This is a genomic window from Streptosporangium sp. NPDC049248, assembly GCF_040678965.1.
GTDB lineage: Bacteria > Actinomycetota > Actinomycetes > Streptosporangiales > Streptosporangiaceae > Streptosporangium > Streptosporangium fukuiense.
This window is the reverse complement of sequence record NZ_JBFAQY010000036.1, coordinates 1-18,351: the sequence shown is the minus strand read 5'-3', so window position 1 is coordinate 18,351 and position 18,351 is coordinate 1. Positions and strand designations below refer to the sequence as shown.

The window sequence follows — 18,351 nt, the reverse complement described above, 5'->3', positions numbered from 1 at the left end:
AAAGCAGACGGCGAAGATCGAGTGGGGATCAGGTGTCATCGAGTACTGAGGGATCGACATGGTGGCGTCCTGGGCGGGTGGTCGCCTCAGCCGCGGGAGTCATCGCGACGGCGATGATGGCGGCGAGTTGTTCCTTCGGCAGCACCCCGGACCAGGCGGTCACCGCCACGCGACAGGCCGACGCCCCCTCGGCGGCGGCGTCCGATCCCTCGACCACGGCGTCCAGCGGCAAGATCCAGAAAGCGCCGGCGGTGGACCCGGCGTGGCCTCGCTGGGGGTTCACCCACACGGGGGTCAGCGCCAACAACGTCACCCCGCAGTTCGAGCAGGAGGTGAGCCGGACACTCGCCCGGACCCCGATGCTGCAGAACCAGCACATCATGGGGTTCGGGGCGCTCAACCCCCAACCGCGCCCGCAGGAGTTCTACTGGGAGGACCTCGACAGCCGGACGAACCTCATGAGGCGGTCCGGCGGCACACAGATCATCACGCTCTGCTGCGCCCCTGACTGGATGAAGGGCGGCCCCGAGGGCCCGACCGAGGACTCGGCCTGGGACGAACACCTGGAGGACGCCCCCTATCCCAAGCATTTCGACGACTTCGCCAAGCTGTCGGCGACCGTCGCCGCGAAGTACCGCGACGTCGAGTACTTCATGGTCTGGAACGAGTTCAAGGGCTTCTGGAAGGACCACTCCAAGCCTGCGGACTTCAAGGGCTACACCGACCTCTACAACAAGGTCTACGACGCGGTGAAGGCGGTCCGGCCCGACGCCAAGATCGGCGGCCCCTACCTCGGCTTCGACAGCAACAGGACCGGCGAGTCCGAGCTGCGCGGCAGCTGGGGAGTCGTCAACCAGAACGCCCTGGACGCCTTCAACTACTGGTTCAAGAACAAGAAGGGCGCCGACTTCATCGTGGTCGACGGCGCCTCGCTGACCGACGCCCACGAGTTGCTGCCCGACGCGTTCGGAGCGCTGAGCAAGTTCGGCGCGGTCACCACCTGGCTGCGCGACAAGACCGGCGACCTGCCGGTCTGGTGGTCGGAGTGGTACTTCGTCCCCGAGGACGACACCGTCTGGCCGGAGCCGATGCGGCTCGCCGTCCAGGCCGCCTCGATGATCGAGTTCGCCGAGAGCGGCGCCGCCACCGCGCTGTACTGGAATCCACAGGCCAAGGAGGGCACCTGCCAGGGGTGCATGTGGGACCCGCGGACCGGTGCCGAGCTCCCGACCGGCAAGCTGGTGGCCGACTTCACCACCTGGTTCCCCGCCGGAGCCGAACTGGAGCACGTCACCTCCTCCGACCCCAAGGTCCGGGTGCTCGCACAGCCGCGGCGGCTGTTGATGGTCAACACCACCGACGCGAAGATCACCACGACCGTGGACGGAAAGTCGTTCGCCCTCCAGCCCTACGAGATCAAGTGGAGTGACCGCTAGCCTCAGGACGTCGCCGGAGCAGGGATCGGGGAGATGGGCGTGGGGCAGAGGGGCGGGCCGCTGCGGGCCACCCGGTGGTTCGCCGGCACACCGGTGCCGACGGGCGACCTCGTGCGGGTGCTGGAGGCGGCTCGGTGGACCGGCTCGGCGCGCAACCGCCAGCCGTGGAGGTTCGTCGTGGTCAGGGAGCACGGCCTGCAGCGGAGGTTGAGCCTGCTGGGAGGCTACGCGGCTCACCTGGCCGCCGCTCCCGTGGTCGTCCTGCTCGCGGTGGACCACGGCACGGGCGGCGAGGACGCGGAGTTCGACGCGGGCCGGGCCGCGCAGAACCTCATGCTCGCCGCGCACGACCTCGGCCTGGGAAGCTGCCCGGCCTCGTTCTTTCCCGCCTCCAACGCCGAGCGGGCCGGCCGGATGGTCGGCGTCGAGGCTCCGTGGCGGGTCAGGACCGCCATCTCCCTCGGCTACCCCGCACCCGCGCCTCGCGGCAGGTCAGCGATCCCCTCGGGCCGCCTGCCGCTGGACGACCTGGTCCGCTGGATCGGTCCCTGAGCGGCGTGCAGCCGCTCAGGGACCGGTTCCCGGCCTGACAGGTGCTCTCGTAACGGGCCGCTCGGCCCGGCGTTCGGAGAGGCGGCCGCAGGCGGTGTCGACAGGAGGGGCGGTAGTGGCGGCGGGGGCTTGCTGTTTGAATGATCCGGATCGTAACGGTTCAGGGCTTGGAGTCCGAGTGGCCGTTGTGGAGTGGGCCGGGTGAGTGGAGGCGTGCCGGATGACGCTGGACGGGGGTACGGCCGCGGGACGGGTGATCTCTCCGGTTCTGGTGGGACGTGAGGACCAGTTACGGCGGCTGGTGACCGCGATGAGCCGTCCGCCCGCCGTGGTGGTGCTGGAGGGAGAGGCCGGCATCGGTAAGACCCGGCTGGTGACGGAGATGGCGGCCCACCCTGATGCGGCGGGTCGCCTGTTCCTCGTCGGGGGCGCCCGGCGGATCCGGGAGCCGTTTCCCCTGGGGCCGGTGGTGGAGGCGCTACGCGGCACAGGCGAGCTGCTGGCGCGGGCCGAGCTGTCGCCGGTCACGGGTGCTCTGCGAGGGTTGCTGCCGGAGCTGACGGGAGTGCTGCCGCCTCCCCTGGAACCGCTGGACGACCGGGCGGCCGAACGCCACCGGCTGTTCCGCGGTCTCAGAGAGGTGCTGAGCGCGCTGGGACCGCTGGTGCTGGTGATGGAGGACCTGCACTGGGCCGACGAGCAGACGGTCGAGTTCCTCGCCTACCTGCTGGCGGCCCTGCCGGACCGGATGTCGGTGGTGCTCGTCTATCGGGGTGAGGAGGTCGGAGCCGGGGTCAGGGAGGCCACGGGCCGTCTCCCGGACTCGGTCTTCCACCACCATGTCGTGCTGGAGGCCCTGGACGCCGAACAGACCGGCGTGCTCGCGGCGTCGATCCTGGACGCGAAGAACGTCACCCCCGACTTCGGGGCGCACCTGCACGAGCTGTCGTCGGGCCTGCCGCTGGCGGTACAGGAACTGCTGGCATTGCTGCGGGAACGAGGTGCGCTGATCCAGCTGCGCGGCGGGCGATGGGCGCGTAAGGCGCTGGCGGAGCTGGACGTGCCGCCGGGGGTCCGTGACTCGGTGCGCGAGCGGGTGGGCCGACTGTCCGCGGCGGCGCGCGGGGTGGCCGAAGCCGCGGCGGTGCTGCAGGTGCCGGTACAGGTGGCGGTGCTGGCCCAGGTGGGCGGGCTGTCCCGGGCCGAGACCGTGGCCGGGCTGGATGAGCTGCTGGTCTCGGGGCTGCTGGCCGAGCAGGACGGGACGGTGGCCTTCCGGCACGTACTGGCCGCACAGGCGGTGTACGGGGGAGTCCCCCTGGGGCGGCGGCAGGACCTGCACACCCGGGCGGCGGCCGCCGTACGCTCGGTGAAGCCGGTGCCGCTGGGGCAGGAGGCTCACCATCTGCGCCAGGCCGGTCTGCTGCGGGAGTGGGTGGACGCCGCGGAGCAGGCCGCCGACCAGGCGTCGGAGCTGGGCGACGACGCCGAGGCCGTGCGGATTCTGGAGGACGTGCTGCGGAACGCCCCGCTGGAGCCCGAACGCCGGGGACACCTGGCGGTGCGGCTGGGCTGGGCCGCCGGCCAGGTGCTGCGCCCCCCGGAGGTGATCGACCTGCTGTCGGAGGCTCTGGAGTCCGAGCAGCCGGGGCCGTTGCGCGGGCAGCTGCACTTCCTGATCGGCCTGCTGCAGGAGCGGCTCGGCGACGCCCCCGGCGCGCAGCGGCGCGCCTTCATCGCGGCGGTCGACGACCTCGGGGACCGGCCCGAACTCGCGGCGTGGGTGATGGCGGCCCTCGGCAGGCCGATGGACGCGGCCGTGCCGCTGGCCGAGCACACCGTGTGGCTGGACCGGGCCCTGGAAGTGGTGCCCGCGATAGGCGATCCGGTCGAGGAGGTCTTCGTGCTCGGCAAGGTCGCGACCTCGCTGAGCGGATTCGGCGACCGGCGCTGGGCCGCGCTGACCGACGACGTCCGCCGGCGGACCGGCGGCCGGCCGCGGCATCGCCAGGAGGTGAACGCCTACCGGTCCATCGCGGAGAGCGCGTGTTGCACCGGGTATTTCGAACTCGCCGACCAACTCCTGACCGCCGCGTCGCAGGCGGCCGGTGCGGAATCCTCCCGGGAGCCGCTGGCCCGTTGCCGGCTGGTCGCTCTGGTGCTGGCCTACTGCCGGGGCACGTGGACCGGGCTGGCCCAGGAGACCGCGCTGCTTCTCGACGAGTACGGCGGCCGCCCGTTCGACAGGATCACCGCCGAGACGGTCGCGGCCTGCCTGGCGCTCGCGCACGGCGACCTCGACGTCGCCCGGCGCGACCTGCACGATGTCGTCCGGCGCACCGTCGACCTGGGCGGCTACGAGCTGCTCCCGCTGTCGGTGACCGGATTCCTCCGGCTGTCCAGCGCACGCGGCGAGGCCGAGGCGGCGCTCGCGGTGACCGGCGCGGCGGTCACCGTGTGGGAGACCAAGGGGCTCTGGCCGCTGGCGGTACGGGCGGTGCCCGCGCTGGCCGAGGCGATGGCCGGCGTGGGCAGGCACGACGAGGCCGCCGATCTGATCACCCGGCTCTCGGCGCGACTCGACGGCCTGGACGCTCCACTGGCTCCGGCCGCGCTGGCGCACGCGCGCGGGCATCTGGCGGCCGGCCCTACGGCCGCCGCGGAGCGGTTCCTGGCGGCCGGATCCGCCTACGCCCGGCTGGGCGCCTTGTACGAGGCGGCCCAGGCCCGTGAACAGGCGGCCGGTTGCCTGTTCGCCGCCGCGGACACGCGGGCCGAGGAGCCGCTACGCGCGGCGATCACGACGTTTCAGGCGTTGGGCGCCCGGTGGGATCTGGACCGTGCCGCGCAACTGGCCCGCAGGTACGGGGTGGCGGTGAAGGGGCGATACCCAGGTGGCCCGCAGGGTTACGGCGACGGGCTGTCTCCCCGGGAACGGGAGATCGCCGAAATGGCCGCCGCCGGACTGACCAACCGGGAAATCGGCCAGCAGCTTTTCGTGTCCCCCAGAACGGTGGAGAAGCACCTCGGCGCCGCGCTGCGCAAGCTCGGACTCCGCTCCCGCGCCGCCCTCGGGATGCACCTGGGCGGCGACCGCGACGGTCGCTGAGCCATACGGCACCGCCCACCCCCGTAGTACCGCACCCCATTACGGCCCTCCGAATGGGGGGCCCTACCCATAGTCCCGACGTGCCGCGCAGGCGACGCTAACGGCATGTCCGAAACCGACTCCACGGATGGCCGCCCGGCCGATGCCGCCCCCGAGGCCGACACGGACCAGGAAGGGCGGGTATCCCCCGCCGCCCCGCCGGATGAGGCGGCCGCCGAACTCCCCGACGACACCCCCGAAGGGTTCGAACCCCTCTGACCTCTCCAGCCCCACCCCCCGAAAGGGCAGTTCCGCATGTCTGCACACATGTCCCCCGACCAGCCCCCGCCGGGCGGCGACCCCGGCCCTCCCCCCACTCGAACCACCGCTCGAATCACTGCTCGAATCCCCGCTCGAACCGGCACGAGACGGAAGGTGGCGCGCGGAGGATCGCTCCTGGCGGCCTCGGTCATGGTGCTGGGCACCCTGGTGGCGCCGGGCACGGCCGCCCTCGCCCAGGAACAGGAGCCCGCACCGGCCACCCCGGCGACGGAGCCGGCCCCCGACCCGATCGCGCTGACCGGACTGGGCCAGGGTGACCGCACGGTCACCCTGGTCACCGGGGACAGGGTGAGGTTGAGCGACGCCGGCGGCGGCAGGTACGCCGTGCGCCCCGAGCCGAGCGTCCGCCCCGACGGCACCAACGCCCAGCTGTCCACGCTGGCCACCCCGAAGGGCGTGTACGTCACCCCCAGCGACGCCCTGCCCGCCGTCAACGCCGGCCGCCTGGACCGGGAGCTGTTCAACGTCACCTACCTGGCCGAGAACGGCTACACCGACGACAAGACCAAGCAGCTGCCCGTCATCGTGCAGTACCCGCCGCAGCACACCGCCAAGGCCGTCGCCTCGGCCGCCAAGGCCATCCCGGCCAGCGAGCCGGTGCTCACCCTGGAGAGCGTCAACGCCTCGGCGCTCCAGGTCACCAAGGCCGAGGCGGGCGCGTTCTGGAACGCGGTACGGGCCGTACCGGAGAAGAAGGGCGCGAACGGGCTCGCCGGGCCGGCCAACGTACCGGACACGCTGCGCGGCGACATCGCCAAGGTGTGGCTGGACCGCAAGGTCAAGGCCGACCTCGCCGAGAGCGTCCCGATGATCGGCGCGCCGCAGGCGTGGGCCGGCGGGCACGACGGCGCCGGTGTGAAGGTCGCCGTGCTGGACACCGGCATCGACGCTAAGCACCCCGACCTGGCCGACCGGATCGCCGACAGCAGGTCCTTCATCCCCGGCCAGGAGGTGCAGGACGGCCACGGCCACGGCACGCACGTCGCCTCCACCATCGCCGGCTCCGGCGCGGCGGCCGACGGCAGGTACAAGGGCGTCGCGCCAGGCGCCCAGCTGATCGTCGGCAAGGTGCTGGACGACACGGGCTCCGGCTCCGACTCCCAGGCCATCGAGGGCATGGAGTGGGCCGCGGCCTCCGGTGCCAAGGTGATCAGCATGAGCCTCGGCAGCGGTCCCACCGACGGGACCGACCCGATGAGCCAGGCGGTCAACACGCTGAGCGCCTCCACCGGCGCGCTGTTCGTGATCGCCGCGGGCAACTCCGGCGCGTCGGGCGCCGAGACGGTCTCCGCCCCCGGCACGGCCGACGCCGCGCTGACCGTGGCCGCCGTGGACAAGAGCGACGCGTGGGCCACCTTCTCCAGCCAGGGACCGCGCGTCGGCGGCGGCCTCAAGCCGGACGTCGCCGCCCCGGGCGTGGCCATCGCCGCGGCACGCGCCGCGGGCACCACGATGGGCAGCCCGGTCAACGAGCACTACACGGCCGCGAACGGCACCTCGATGGCCACCCCGCACGTCGCCGGAGCCGCCGCGATCATGGCGCAGCTGCACCCGGACTGGACGGGCCCGCAGATCAAGGCCGCGCTCATGTCGACCGCCAAGGACGACGCGCTCAGCGTGTTCAAGCAGGGCGCCGGCCGGGTCGACGTGGCCAGGGCGTACACCCAGCAGGTCTTCGCCGTCACCCCCGGGGCCGACTTCGGCGCCATCGAGAGCGACGCCGAACCCGTGACGCGGGAGCTGACCTACACCAACCTGGGCAGCCGGCCGGTCACCCTGACCCTCACCCCCGTCCTGAACAAGTCGGACGGCGGCGCGGTCGAGGGCGCGCTGACCCTCGCCGGGACGACCCTCACCGTGCCCGCCGCGGGCACCGCCACCACCACCGCCACCGTCGACCCCAAGACCCTGGCCGGCCTGGACAACTACACCGGCGCCGTCACCGCGACCGCCGACGGCGTCCAGCTGCGCATCCCGGTGGGCGTGGTGCGTGAGGCGCCCAAGGTCACGCTGACCGTCCACACCCTGGGCAGGGACGGCAAGCCCCGCACCCCCTTGGCCCAGGACACCATCGACGTGTCCGGCGGCAAGGGCGTCCTCGGCGGTGTCGCCCTGACCTCCGAGGGGACCACGGTCACCCGCGTCCCGCAGGGCGTCGTCAGCGTGACGCAGGTGCTGACCTGGGTCGGCGACGACGAACGGGACAACCTGGCGCTCCTGTCCGTGCCCGAGCTCACCGTCACCGGGGACACCGAGATCACGCTCGACGCCCGGAAGCTGACCGAGGTCCGTTTCACCACCCCGCAGCCGGCCGAACCGTTGAGCAACGTTCCCTACGTGGCCTACCAGCGGACCGTGGCCAACGGCGGCGCCTACATGGGATTCACCTGGCCCGGCCGCACCTGGTCCCGGCTGTGGGCCCTGCCCACGGAGAAGGTCACCAAGGGCGCCTTCCGCTTCCACACCCGCTTCACCCTCGGCAGGCCCGAGGTCGAGATGAGCGTGCGCGGGCGGGGCGGGCTCACCCTGCACCCGGCCTCCGCGCTGCACGGCGTCAACACCTACGGGGTGCACGAGCAGTACGACGGCTTCCCCGACTTCCGGCCGTTCACCGGCACCCGTGAGCTGGAGGTCGTCGACGTCGGCGAGGGCAGGCCCGAGGACATCGCGGGCCGCGACCTGCGCGGCAAGCTCGTCCTTGTGGAGGCACCGATGTCAGCGGGTCTGTCCGGACCCATGTGCGGAGTCCAGATCGAGCGGATCGGCCCGATCCGCGACGCCGGCGCGGCCGCGATAGCGCACTTCCCGCAGCCCGGGACCGGCTGCGCGATCCCGCTGAGCTTCACGCAGACCCCGTACACCGGAGAGGCCAAGCCCATTGGTCTCCCCACCGTGTCCCTGCCCTCCCGTGAGGCGCTCGGCCTGCGCGAGCGGCTCACCGGCGGCAAGCCGGTCACCGTCCGGGTGACCGGCACCGAGGAGTCGCCCTACACCTACACCTTCGCCCCCTACGAGGAGGGCCGGGTGCCCCGCTCGCTGCACTACACCTTCGCCGAGCGCGACCTGGCCCGGATCGACCTGAACCCCCACATCGTCGCCCACGCGCGCTACAACGACTGGCGGTACGCGCAGAAGCCCGACGACGTCATGCCGATGTCGACGTCCGTCTCCGGGTGGGGCGGCCCCCGGCTCACCCTGCGGGAACGCCGCGACTGGGTCGGACCGCTCGACTCCGGGGTCCTCTGGTCGCACGGCATGGAGGAGATGCGCGGCGCGCCGATGGACGACCGGGTCCCGCAGTGGGCCCTGGAGGTGTTCGACAAGCCGGTCCGCACCCGGCAGTCCTGGATGACCACCCCGTTCACGCCCGGCGCCGCGACCGGCTCCGACAAGGTCTACAGGCTCGCCAGGCCGGGCGCGAACATCGGCTCGTTCTTCCGGTGCATGATCTGCGTCCAGGGCGACAGCCTGTGGGCGGAGTTCGAGCCCAGCTACGGCTCGCCGGGCACCAGGAAGTACAACGGCGACTACTGGCCGACGACCGACCTGTCCAAGCCGGGCTTCGACGTCCGCCTCTACCAGAACGGAAAGGAGATTCCGCGCACCCCCGTCGGCGGCACCGACTTCATGCCGCTCTTCAGCCTGCCGGACAGTCCCGGCAGCTACCGGCTGACCGCCAAGAACGACCGGAACGACACCGAATGGACCTTCACCACCCCGGTCAAGGCCGAGCGACTGCCCGGATCCTTCTGCTCCCTGGAAGTGCTGTACGGCACGGCGGAGCCCTGCAGGCCCGCCCCGGTCGTGTTCGTCGGCTACGACCTCGGCGACACCCTGGACGCCGCCAACAGCGTCCGCGCCGACCGTACGCACACCTTCACCGTCTCCCCCTACCACTCCCCGTCCCCCTCGAAGATGCCTGACATCACCGGCCTGAAGCTGTGGGCCAGCACCGACGACGGCGCCACCTACACCTCCGTCTCCGTCAAGCGCGGCAAGGACGGGACCTACACCGCCACCACCCGCTACCCCGCCCTCAAGCACACCAAGGGCGCCGTCACCCTCAGGGTCGAGGCCTGGGACAAGGCGGGCAACACCATCAAGCAGACCACCGTCCGCGCCTTCGATCTCCGCGGTTAGACCACCGGACGACCACACGACCACACCGAGCGGAAACCCCGGGTCACTCAGCGTGATCCGGGGTTTCCCCCGGTTCGCCGCCGGTAAGGCCGGCGGACACCCGATCCGACGGTCGCCCCGGTCAGGGGCCGGTCCTCAGCTGCGGGTCGGTGATCCCGCCGGGGCAAGCGAGCCGGGCGATGTCCCAACCGGCACGTCGTGCTCCGGCCTGGTAGGCGCTCTCGTAGAAGGCCAGTGCCGCGACGCGGGGGTCGGCCGCCGATCGGGCGTCGTCGTAGCGCAGCACGGCCAGGTGGCCGCCGCGCTGCTCGATCCACTCCGCGGCCTCAGGCCTCAGCGGCTCGTTCTCCAGCCCTTCGGGCTCGGGGGCGGTGTACGAGTAGAAGGCGGGCTCGGGGAAGGCGTCGTCGCCGAACCAGAAGCCGGAGCTGATCACCTCCCGCGAATAGGCCTCCCGCGTCACGGAGTCGACCGAGGGCGGCTGGTCGACCCGGCGTTCGGAGAAGCGGCTGCAGGCGATGTCGAAGGTGTGCCAGAAGTGGTGCACCGGGCTGATCTTCCCCGAGAAGCCCGAGGAGAACTCCTCCAGCACCAGGTTCACCTGGCTGAGGACCTGCCAGTAGCGATTGGCCATGACGGGGTCGTAGGCCGCGTGCTCGCTGTCCTCGACGAACGGCCGCCCGGAGTCGGGCAGGTCGAACGGCCACGGCCGGTCCAGGTCCACCTGCACGTCCAGCTCCGCCAGCGCCAGCATGACCTTCTGGTAGAAGGACGCCACCGACTGGCCGTAGAGCGGGAACGACGTCGCCCGGCCGTCCAGCTCGGTGACGAGCAGCTGGTGGCCGACGAAGTCGAAGTCGATGGTGAAGATCGGGTTGCCGTCCGCCTGCCCCATCGGGCGGGTGGTGAACCCCCGGCCGGTGAGGTGGAACGGCACGTTCCACCAGTGGTTGCGCCGGACCTCGGCGGCGAGCCGGATCTTGCCCACCACCTGGCAGAACCGGTGCAACGTGGCCTTGGTGTCCCGCCACTCGTCCAGCGGCATCGGGGCGAACAGCTCCATGACGCCACCATTCCCGCAGCGTGCGCGCCAAAGACCCGGCCGGCACCACGGACAGCAAGATCTTCACCGGGGCCGCGCCGGGAACACTCCGGAGCGGGGGGCGAGGGCGACTCATGGCACCCGGCGCCCCCGCCTCGTGGCAGGCCCGCGATATCCTCGGGCCGCCCGCCACCGGATGACCTGGTCCCCTGGGCCGGCCTCTGGGGGCCGCCTCTCCGGGCCGTCCGAGGTGACCACCGCGTACCGCACGGTGTCCAACAAAAAGTCATATAGGAAATCTTTTATAAAGAGTATGCAAATCCTTTTATAGCAGTGAGTACGCCCTTTTATCGGGGGTACCGGCCACGAGTATGTCCGGCCTGCGCGTGCCGCTGCCCGCACAGTCGACCTGCGTGCGGCTCGCCGTTCTCATCACCATCCCGGCGGCACCGGTACCGGGAGGCGTTGCTCCCGTCTCACCAGGGGCCGCGCGGGTGCGCTCCGCTCCGGACTCCCCCGCCCGCCACAGGGCGCGGCGCGTCTCCGGGCCTGTCGTCCCAGGCCTGCTCGGCATCCTTTTCGCGGCCCAGACGATCATGCCGATGGCACTCGCCGGTTGGAGGATGCGCGGCATCGTCATGGCCACGCTGCGCCCGGTGAGGAGGATCTGCGACCGCCTCGACGAGATCAACGAGGGTCATCCGGAGGCCCGGATCCCGGAGTTCCCGGGCCGGCAGGAGATCAACCGGCTCGCCCGCGGCATCAACAGTGCCCTTGAGCGCGGCTGGAAGGCGCACCGGTTCGCCTCCGACGTCTCACATGAGCTGCGCAGCCCGCTTACCGCCCTTCGCGTGCAGATCGAGGAGGCACGGCTGCACGGCGGGCAGACCGATCTGGACGACCTGCTCCGCCGGGTGTTACGCGAGGCCGACCACCTTGAATCGATCATCGATGATCTCCTGACGCTGTCTCGGGCGGAACAGGGCGGCGAATCGGCGGCGTGCCGGCCATTGGACATGGCGGCAGTGGTGAGGCAGCACGTCGCCCGGCGGCACGACCGCGTTCCGGCCGGGCTTCGGCTTGAATCCGGCGTGTTCGTCAACGGCGTGGAACCCCAGATCTCCCGGATCCTCACAAACCTGCTGGACAACGGGCAGCGGCACGTCAAGGGATCGATCACGGTCGGAGTCCGGCGCGACGGCGACATCGCCGAGATGACCGTCGAAGACGACGGCGACGGCGTCCCGCCCGCTGAACGGGAGCACATCTTCGAGCGCTTCGCCCGCTCCGAGAAGTCGCGCCGCGTCGACCCGCGCGGTGCCGGGCTCGGTCTGGCGATCACGCGCGAGATCGCCCACGCGCACGGCGGCACCATCCATGTCGAGGACTCCGCAGCCGGTGGTGCCCGCTTCGTGCTCCGGCTGCCCGCCGTCGACCCGTCGGGTGAAATCGGTGAGACGAGATCGGTGCGATCCTGCCCGCCGGCCACCGCCTGAGACAACCGGCTCCGCCCGGTACATGGCGCGAACCCGCCGCGCGGCCGTGTTAGTTCTCTGCGAACGAGGGAACATTTAAAAATCCAACTTATCGCCCAAAGTGGGTGCTATTACCGCAAAGGGGATGCAATTTATTCAACTGAACCGTTCACCGGTTCTTCATCGATCCATCGTCGCTTCGGGAGACCAGGATGCGACTGCCCGCGCCTCGAGGCCCCCTCACCGCGCTTCTCTTCGAGCGACTGGCGTGCCCGCCTCATGAGTTCGGCCCGCCACCGGTGCCCACCAGGACACCGGCCCTGGAGGACGAGGATCTCCAGCTCGCACTTTTCGCCTGTTACGAGTTGCACTATCGCGGCTTCGCGGAGGTGGACGAGGAGTGGGAGTGGGAGCCATCGCTGCTGGCGGTCAGAGGGGCGCTGGAGCGGCGGTTCGAGGACGGTCTCGCGCGGGCGGTGCCGCGCCCTGTTCCCACCTTCTCGGCGTCCATCCGCCGGGCCCTGGCCGAGCTGACGGCCGCCGCCACCGGGCCCGACCTGTCGGGCTTCCTGCAGCGCGAGGCCGACCTCGCGCAGTTCCGCGAGTTCGTCGCGCACCGGTCGATCTACCACCTCAAGGAGGCCGACCCGCACACCTGGGCGATCCCCCGGCTGCACGGTCGCCCCAAGGCGGCCCTGGTCGAGATCCAGGCGGACGAGTACGGCGGCGGGCACGCCGGGCGGATGCACTCGGAGCTGTTCCGCACCACCATGCGCCGCCTGGGCATGGACGACTCCTACGGCGCCTACCTCGACCAGGTCCCGGCGATCACGCTGGCCGTCTCCAACGCCATGTCGCTGTTCGGACTCCATCGGCGGCACCTCGGAGCGCTGCTGGGCCACCTGGCGGCGTTCGAGATGACCTCCTCGATCCCCAACCGCCGCTACTCCATGGGCCTGCGGAGACTGGGCGGGAACGAGGAGGCGAGGCGTTTCTACGACGAACACGTGCAGGCCGACGCCGTCCACGAGCAGATCGCCGCGCACGACATGTGCGGCGGGTTCGTACGGCAGCACCCCTCACGCGCCGGCGACGTCCTGTACGGGGCCGCCTGCGCCCTCACCCTGGAGCGGCTCTTCGCCGAGCACGTCATGGACAACTGGCGGCGCGGTGCCTCCTCCCTGCGGGAGGCGGGCCTGATGGCGGGGAGCCGATGATGGACCTGGACTACATACTGCCGTTGCGCTGGGACGACGACTCCGGCCTGGAGGAGCTGACCGCCTACCTGCGCCGGCTCGGCCGCAGCGTCCGCGTCATCGTCGTCGACGGCTCCCCGGCCGCCCTGTTCGACCGGCACGCGCACCGGTGGAACGGCCTGGTGTGGCACCTGCGGCCCGATGAGGATCTCGGCTTCGCCAACGGCAAGGTCAACGGCGTGATTACCGGGATGCGCCGGGCCGACGCCGAACACGTGGTCATCGCCGACGACGACGTCCGCTACGGCGAGGCCGAACTGTCCAGGCTGGACACCCTGCTGGAGGGAGCCGACCTGGTCCGGCCGCAGAACTACTTCGCCCCCCTGCCCTGGCACGCCCGCTGGGACACCGCCCGGACCCTGCTCAACCGCGGCTTCGGCGCCGACTACCCCGGCACGTTCGGCGTACGCCGCTCCACCTTCCTGAAGATGGGCGGCTACGACGGGAACGTGTTGTTCGAAAACCTGGAACTCATCCGCACGATCCGCGCCCACGGCGGTCGCGAGTGTCGCCCCCTGGACCTCTACATCCGCCGTCTGCCGCCGGAGCCGCACCGGTTCTGGTCCCAGCGCGTCCGGCAGGCCTACGACGACCTGGCCCAACCGGCCCGCATGGCGTCCTTCCTCGCCGTCGTCCCCGTCCTGGCCGCCGGGTTGCCACGCCGGCGTTCCCGGACGGTTCTGGCCGGTGCCGCCGTATCGGCCGGGCTGGCGGTGGGACTGGCCGAGATCGGCCGCCGCAGGGGCGGCGGGCGGCGGGTCTTCCCCTTCACCGCCGCGCTGTTCGCCCCGGTGTGGCTGCTGGAGAGGGCCGTGTGCAGCTGGCTGGCACTGGCGGCCCGCCTGTTTCGCGGCGGGGTCCCCTACGCCGGACATCGGATGCGGACCGCCGCGCACTCCTCCCGCCGGCTCAGGGCGCGCGCTCAGACCACCGCGTCGGGCTCGCTCGCCGCCCGGAAACCGACCCGCTTGTGCGAGCCGTCACAGAACGGCTTGGCCGCCGAACGCCCGCAGCGGCACAGCGCCACCGTCGCCCGGCCCGGGTCGATGACGGCCCCGTCCTGAGTCATCATCGTGAACACCCCTCGGATCAACAACGGTCCGTCTTCACAAGGAGTCACCGTGACCGAATTATCCGTTTTAGGGCGCATATTAGGGTGCTGCCCACTGTCTACCCGGAGAAACGCAGGCCACCGCTCCAGCGAGGCGTCCGCGGGCCCGGATCGGCGTACGCATGCCAAGTGGTCCAAAACCTTGGGGCCGGTCGGAACGGCCGACCTACACCATGAGACAGGCCGATCGGCTGCTCGGCCTGCGTCCGGGCACCGCACGGCGGTGGATCGACGGGTACAGCCGCAACGGCCGCACCTATGATCCCGTTATCCGGGAGCGTCACACCGGTGAGGAGATGGCGTTTGGTCCATCTCGGCGGCCGTCCTGATCTTTTGCCCACGGGCAGCAGCGGCTCCAGCACTGCCCATTGCGCGTCGGTCAGGTCGGCCCGCCCCGTCACCGATACGGTGGCCACGAGATCTTCGTACTGATGATTCTTCTTGGTCGATGAACCATCTAATGGAGACCTCGCTATTTAACGATCAAGACACGCCGGACCAGCCCCCGCACCCAGCCGCTGTCAACTTTCTGAACACGGCCTAGATCCCCTGCCACTGCTGGTTGTTCAGCCAGTTCAGTTCCCACTGGACGACCTTGGCACCGTTGTCGGTGGCGAAGCCGTAGACGTCCAGAACCTTGCCGCTGTGCATGTTCTTAATCACGTCATGGCTCGAAGCGGGCGGAGCGAGGCGATAGACGTCCCAGAGCTGATTGCTTGCGCCGTTGCAGGGCCACAACACGGCGTCGGCGCCGTTGTCGGTATTCCAGGCGTAGTCGTCCAGGCATAGGCCCTTTTCCACGTTCGAGATCGTGGCTCCACCATCCGTCCAGTCGACCCGCCACTTCTGGTTGGCTCCGCCGTTGCAATCCCACTGGTGGACGCGCGAGCCGATGCCATCCCAGTGGTAGACCTCCAGGCACTTCCCCGAATGCACATTCTCGAAGGTCGAGGTGTAGCCGTTGGCGTGCGCGATACCTGGGGCGAGGAGAGGGGGCAGGAGGAGAGCGATAGTTGCTGCGAGGCGTGCCCGTAGCTTCACGAGGGCTCCTTTCTGGCTTGGTGATCTTGCTGTCCTTGAAACTGTGGCGCATTTCGCCGGGTATGCTGCCCCGCCCTTCAGCAGGGCAGCGCCCAGGGTCAGATCCACTCCGTGCACGCGTACCTGATCCAGCTGCCCGCTGCGACACGGCCCTCGGCGGGCACTTCCACGCAGACCATGACCTGGGCTTCGGGCGCGTAAAGCATGGTCGTGCGCAGGCGGAAGCCCGGGATCTCGCTGGCATGGACTCGCCGTGGCGGCTCTCCGTGGCCGATCCACGGCCGATCGCCAACCTCCTCGCGGTAGATCGACACCTTGTAAAGCCCGGCGACGGTGGGGTCAAAAACGCCCCAATTGGTGGAGCACTTGGGTCCCCAGAACACCTGCAACACCCCGCGGTCGGTGGTGACCTTGGCGCCCTCCTTCCTGGGCACGTAGGAGCCGTCGTTGCAGCCGGTGGTGGAGGCCAGCTTGGCGTCGCACTCGTAGCCCTGGCAACGGGGCCCGGTGGCGGAGGCGGAGGCGGGCAGGGTCGCGGTCAGTCCGGCTGCGGTCAGCAGGACGGCCACCGCCTGAGCGATAAACCGTTTCATGCCGATCAGTGTCCCCAGCGGATCTCGTGCCCGACAGTCATGAAATATCGGGACAATCCTGGGGCTCAAAGGGGGACACGGAGCTCCACGAGTGTGCCCTCCCCCAGCGCGGACTCTATCGAGGAGCTCCCGCCGATCTCGGCGACGCGCCCCTCGATGGACTCGCGCAGTCCCACTCCCCCGCCACGCGAGGTGAACCCCACGCCATGGTCGAGCACACCGACGACGACGAGGTCGCCCTCCACCCGCGCCCGGACCACGGCCTGCCCGGTGCCCGCATGCTTGCGCACGTTGGTCAGGGCCTCGCGCACCGCCCCGGACAGCGCCTCGACGGTGGCCACAGGCAGCACGGCGCCGGCGGCGCGCAGTCCCGCCGCGTTGAGATCGACCGTCAGCCCGGCGCGGATGGCCTGCTCGACGACCTCCTCCAGGGCGGCGGTCAGGTTGCTGCCGGAGCTGTCGTGGTCGCCGCGCACGTAGCCGCGCAGCCAGCGGGCTTCGGCGGCGACGTGGGTACGAACCTTCTCCTCGGCAAGCCATCCATCGCGCACCAGCGCCTCCATCGTCTGGAGCACCCGGTCGTGCAGGATGCGCCCGTTGCGGGTGCGTTCCTGCTCGGCGGCCAGCCTGGCGACCTGCTCACGGGTCTCATCCAGCTCTGTGGCGTTGCGGCGCAGCAGGGCGGCGACGAACCAGGCGATGGCGGCGTCGACCCAGAAGCCGATGGTGTGCGGCACCGCGCCCAGCCAGAAGAAGCCGCTCCAGGCCTGCATGTACAGGTAGGCGGCCACCAGCGGGACGGTGGACGCCAGGGCCGCGCGCAGGGTGCGGAAGGCCACGCCGATGCCGATGGAGACCAGCAGCATGTAGGGCAGCATGAAATCGGGTCCGGAGTCCTTGATCGCGGTGCCCGCGACCACGGTCATCGCCATCGCGGTCGCCGCGGTCAGTACGGAGTCGGTGGTGATCAGCCAGGCGGGCGGCACCCTCCTGCGCCGCCAGGTGAGGGCCACGACGAGCGCGCTCTCCAGGCCCAGGACGGCCAGCGCGGGCGCGAACCCGGGCACCTGCCTGCGCAGTCCGCTGTCGCCCACGAAGTTGAGCGCGATGACCTCGGCGAAGGCGGCGACGCGGAAGAGGATGACCGTCCAGGCCAGCGCGCTCTCGGTGTGCCGCCGCGCATCCCCGGGACCGCTCATCTCCCCCGCTCGATCCGGCGCAGCGCCGCGGCGATCAGCTGGGCCTTGTTGTCCACCTGCAGCTTGCGCCGGATGCGCTCGATGTGGGTGTCGACGGTCGATTTCTTAATGCCCATGCGCCGGGCGATCTGGTCGTAGGTGAAGCCCTGCGCGATGTAGGCGAGCGTCTCCTCCTCGCGTGGCGCCAGCCGTACGGCGGGCTCGGGGTCCGGCACCGGAGCGGCCAACTGCGCGTGCAGGATGTCGGCGAGCCCCGCCGACAGGTAGAAGCCCCGGGCGGCGACGGTGCGCAGCGCGGTGCTCATTAGCTCGGCCGGGTCGCTCTTGGTCACATACCCCCGAGCGCCCGCCCGGATGGCGTGCACCAGGTCGTCCGGCTTAGCGGAGGCGGACATCACCAGCACGTTGTACAGCGGCGACAGCTCGGCGATGGCGGTCAGGCAAGGCTCGTCGACGCCGAGGTAGAGGTCCAGGATGAGCACGTCCAGGTCGGTCCGGCCATCCAGGACGCCAAGATCGCGGCCGCTGAGCACCACCTCGAACTCGCCGGTGCTGTGCAGGAGGTGCTCCAGGCCGTGGCGGATGAGATCGTGATCGTCGACGACCGCGATCTTGATCATGTCCCACTCCCGCATGAGCCAGCCTGACCCGCAAGATGGTCTCATGCCAAGTCCCTTTTTAGGGGGACAGATCCACTACATGGTTATGACGACGTGAACGGCCCCACACGGCTCTCGCAGTCGGGGATCAGCAGTTGGGGATGTCGCGACCGCTGTTGTCCTTGGCCTGGTCGTTGCCCCATCGCGCGAGGTAGTAGGCGGAGACCCACTGGTTCTTCCACGGGTCGCCCGAGTCCAGGTCGGTCTTCAGCCACCAGTGATTGTAGTCACTACCGACCTGGACCTTCGGTCCCCACACCCGACAGAAGACGTAGTTGGCCCCCTTGTTCAGGGTCCCCGTACGAGACTTGCCTGGCGACGAGTACCGAGCATGAAAGCCGGGGGTTATGCCAGATCAGAGATCGTGAGCCCGGTTTCGGCGATGAAACCGTTCAGCAGGTCGGGCCGGTACTGCAG

14 protein-coding genes and 2 pseudogenes are annotated in these 18,351 nt (G+C 70.5%); 8 read left to right on the top strand and 8 right to left on the bottom strand.

The annotated features are described in order from the left end of the window. Positions 1–77: 77 nt before the first annotated feature. From AB0K21_RS39640 to AB0K21_RS39620, 5 genes are all read left to right on the top strand, one after another. On the top strand, positions 78–1,436 hold the full coding sequence (locus AB0K21_RS39640; protein ID WP_364157511.1) for a xylan 1,4-beta-xylosidase: 1,359 nt from the start codon (positions 78–80) through the stop codon (positions 1,434–1,436). Positions 1,437–1,469: 33 nt separating this feature from the next. Beyond that, the gene (locus AB0K21_RS39635) at positions 1,470–1,988 is read left to right on the top strand and encodes a nitroreductase family protein (protein ID WP_343972938.1); all 519 of its coding nucleotides are present in this window, start codon (positions 1,470–1,472) and stop codon (positions 1,986–1,988) included. A gap of 220 nt (positions 1,989–2,208) precedes the next feature. Continuing rightward, entirely contained in the window at positions 2,209–5,097 is a 2,889-nt protein-coding gene (locus AB0K21_RS39630; protein WP_364157508.1) for an AAA family ATPase, read from the top strand. 105 nt (positions 5,098–5,202) lie between these two features. Beyond that, positions 5,203–5,355 carry a hypothetical protein gene (locus AB0K21_RS39625; RefSeq protein ID WP_364157505.1) on the top strand — a complete coding sequence of 51 codons (153 nt, stop codon included), beginning with the start codon at positions 5,203–5,205 and terminating at the stop codon, positions 5,353–5,355. Positions 5,356–5,511: 156 nt separating this feature from the next. Beyond that, the gene (locus AB0K21_RS39620; protein WP_364157502.1) at positions 5,512–9,558 is read left to right on the top strand and encodes a S8 family serine peptidase; all 4,047 of its coding nucleotides are present in this window, start codon (positions 5,512–5,514) and stop codon (positions 9,556–9,558) included. Positions 9,559–9,679: 121 nt separating this feature from the next. Here AB0K21_RS39620 and AB0K21_RS39615 read toward each other — a convergent pair whose 3' ends face one another. After that, positions 9,680–10,621 (bottom strand): DUF5996 family protein, encoded by a 942-nt coding sequence (locus tag AB0K21_RS39615; RefSeq protein WP_364157499.1) that lies wholly within the window; start codon positions 10,619–10,621, stop codon positions 9,680–9,682. Positions 10,622–10,971: 350 nt separating this feature from the next. Here AB0K21_RS39615 and AB0K21_RS39610 point away from each other — a divergent pair, with 350 nt between their 5' ends. The 3 genes from AB0K21_RS39610 to AB0K21_RS39600 all read left to right on the top strand — a co-directional run bounded on the left by AB0K21_RS39610 (position 10,972) and on the right by AB0K21_RS39600 (position 14,395). After that, positions 10,972–12,096: a HAMP domain-containing sensor histidine kinase gene (locus AB0K21_RS39610; protein ID WP_364157496.1), complete on the top strand. Its 1,125-nt coding sequence runs from the start codon at positions 10,972–10,974 to the stop codon at positions 12,094–12,096. A 191-nt stretch (positions 12,097–12,287) separates the two neighbouring features. Continuing rightward, positions 12,288–13,292: an iron-containing redox enzyme family protein gene (locus AB0K21_RS39605; protein ID WP_364157493.1), complete on the top strand. Its 1,005-nt coding sequence runs from the start codon at positions 12,288–12,290 to the stop codon at positions 13,290–13,292. Beyond that, positions 13,292–14,395, top strand: a complete 1,104-nt coding sequence (locus tag AB0K21_RS39600) for a glycosyltransferase family 2 protein (RefSeq protein ID WP_364157490.1) — start codon at positions 13,292–13,294, stop codon at positions 14,393–14,395. Before AB0K21_RS39605 ends, AB0K21_RS39600 begins: the two co-directional genes overlap by 1 nt. Here the strand turns inward: AB0K21_RS39600 and AB0K21_RS39595 are convergent. From AB0K21_RS39595 to AB0K21_RS39565, 7 genes and pseudogenes are all read right to left on the bottom strand, one after another. After that, a pseudogene (locus AB0K21_RS39595) lies at positions 14,359–14,481 on the bottom strand (hypothetical protein); the annotation flags it as partial. The gene AB0K21_RS39600 and the pseudogene AB0K21_RS39595 sit on opposite strands and share 37 nt — an antisense overlap. A 251-nt stretch (positions 14,482–14,732) precedes the next feature. Further along, a pseudogene (locus AB0K21_RS39590) lies at positions 14,733–14,858 on the bottom strand (IS5/IS1182 family transposase); the annotation flags it as partial. Positions 14,859–14,982: 124 nt separating this feature from the next. Beyond that, the gene (locus AB0K21_RS39585; protein ID WP_364157487.1) at positions 14,983–15,483 is read right to left on the bottom strand and encodes an RICIN domain-containing protein; all 501 of its coding nucleotides are present in this window, start codon (positions 15,481–15,483) and stop codon (positions 14,983–14,985) included. Between the two features lie 98 nt (positions 15,484–15,581). Further along, positions 15,582–16,076: a hypothetical protein gene (locus AB0K21_RS39580; RefSeq protein ID WP_364157484.1), complete on the bottom strand. Its 495-nt coding sequence runs from the start codon at positions 16,074–16,076 to the stop codon at positions 15,582–15,584. A gap of 65 nt (positions 16,077–16,141) precedes the next feature. Then, positions 16,142–17,275 (bottom strand): hypothetical protein, encoded by a 1,134-nt coding sequence (locus AB0K21_RS39575; RefSeq protein WP_364157481.1) that lies wholly within the window; start codon positions 17,273–17,275, stop codon positions 16,142–16,144. Beyond that, complete coding sequence (locus tag AB0K21_RS39570; protein WP_364157478.1) at positions 17,272–17,895, bottom strand: response regulator transcription factor; 624 nt, start codon at positions 17,893–17,895, stop codon at positions 17,272–17,274. Before AB0K21_RS39570 ends, AB0K21_RS39575 begins: the two co-directional genes overlap by 4 nt. Positions 17,896–18,022: 127 nt before the next feature. Then, entirely contained in the window at positions 18,023–18,193 is a 171-nt protein-coding gene (locus AB0K21_RS39565; protein ID WP_364157475.1) for a hypothetical protein, read from the bottom strand. Positions 18,194–18,351: the final 158 nt, after the last annotated feature.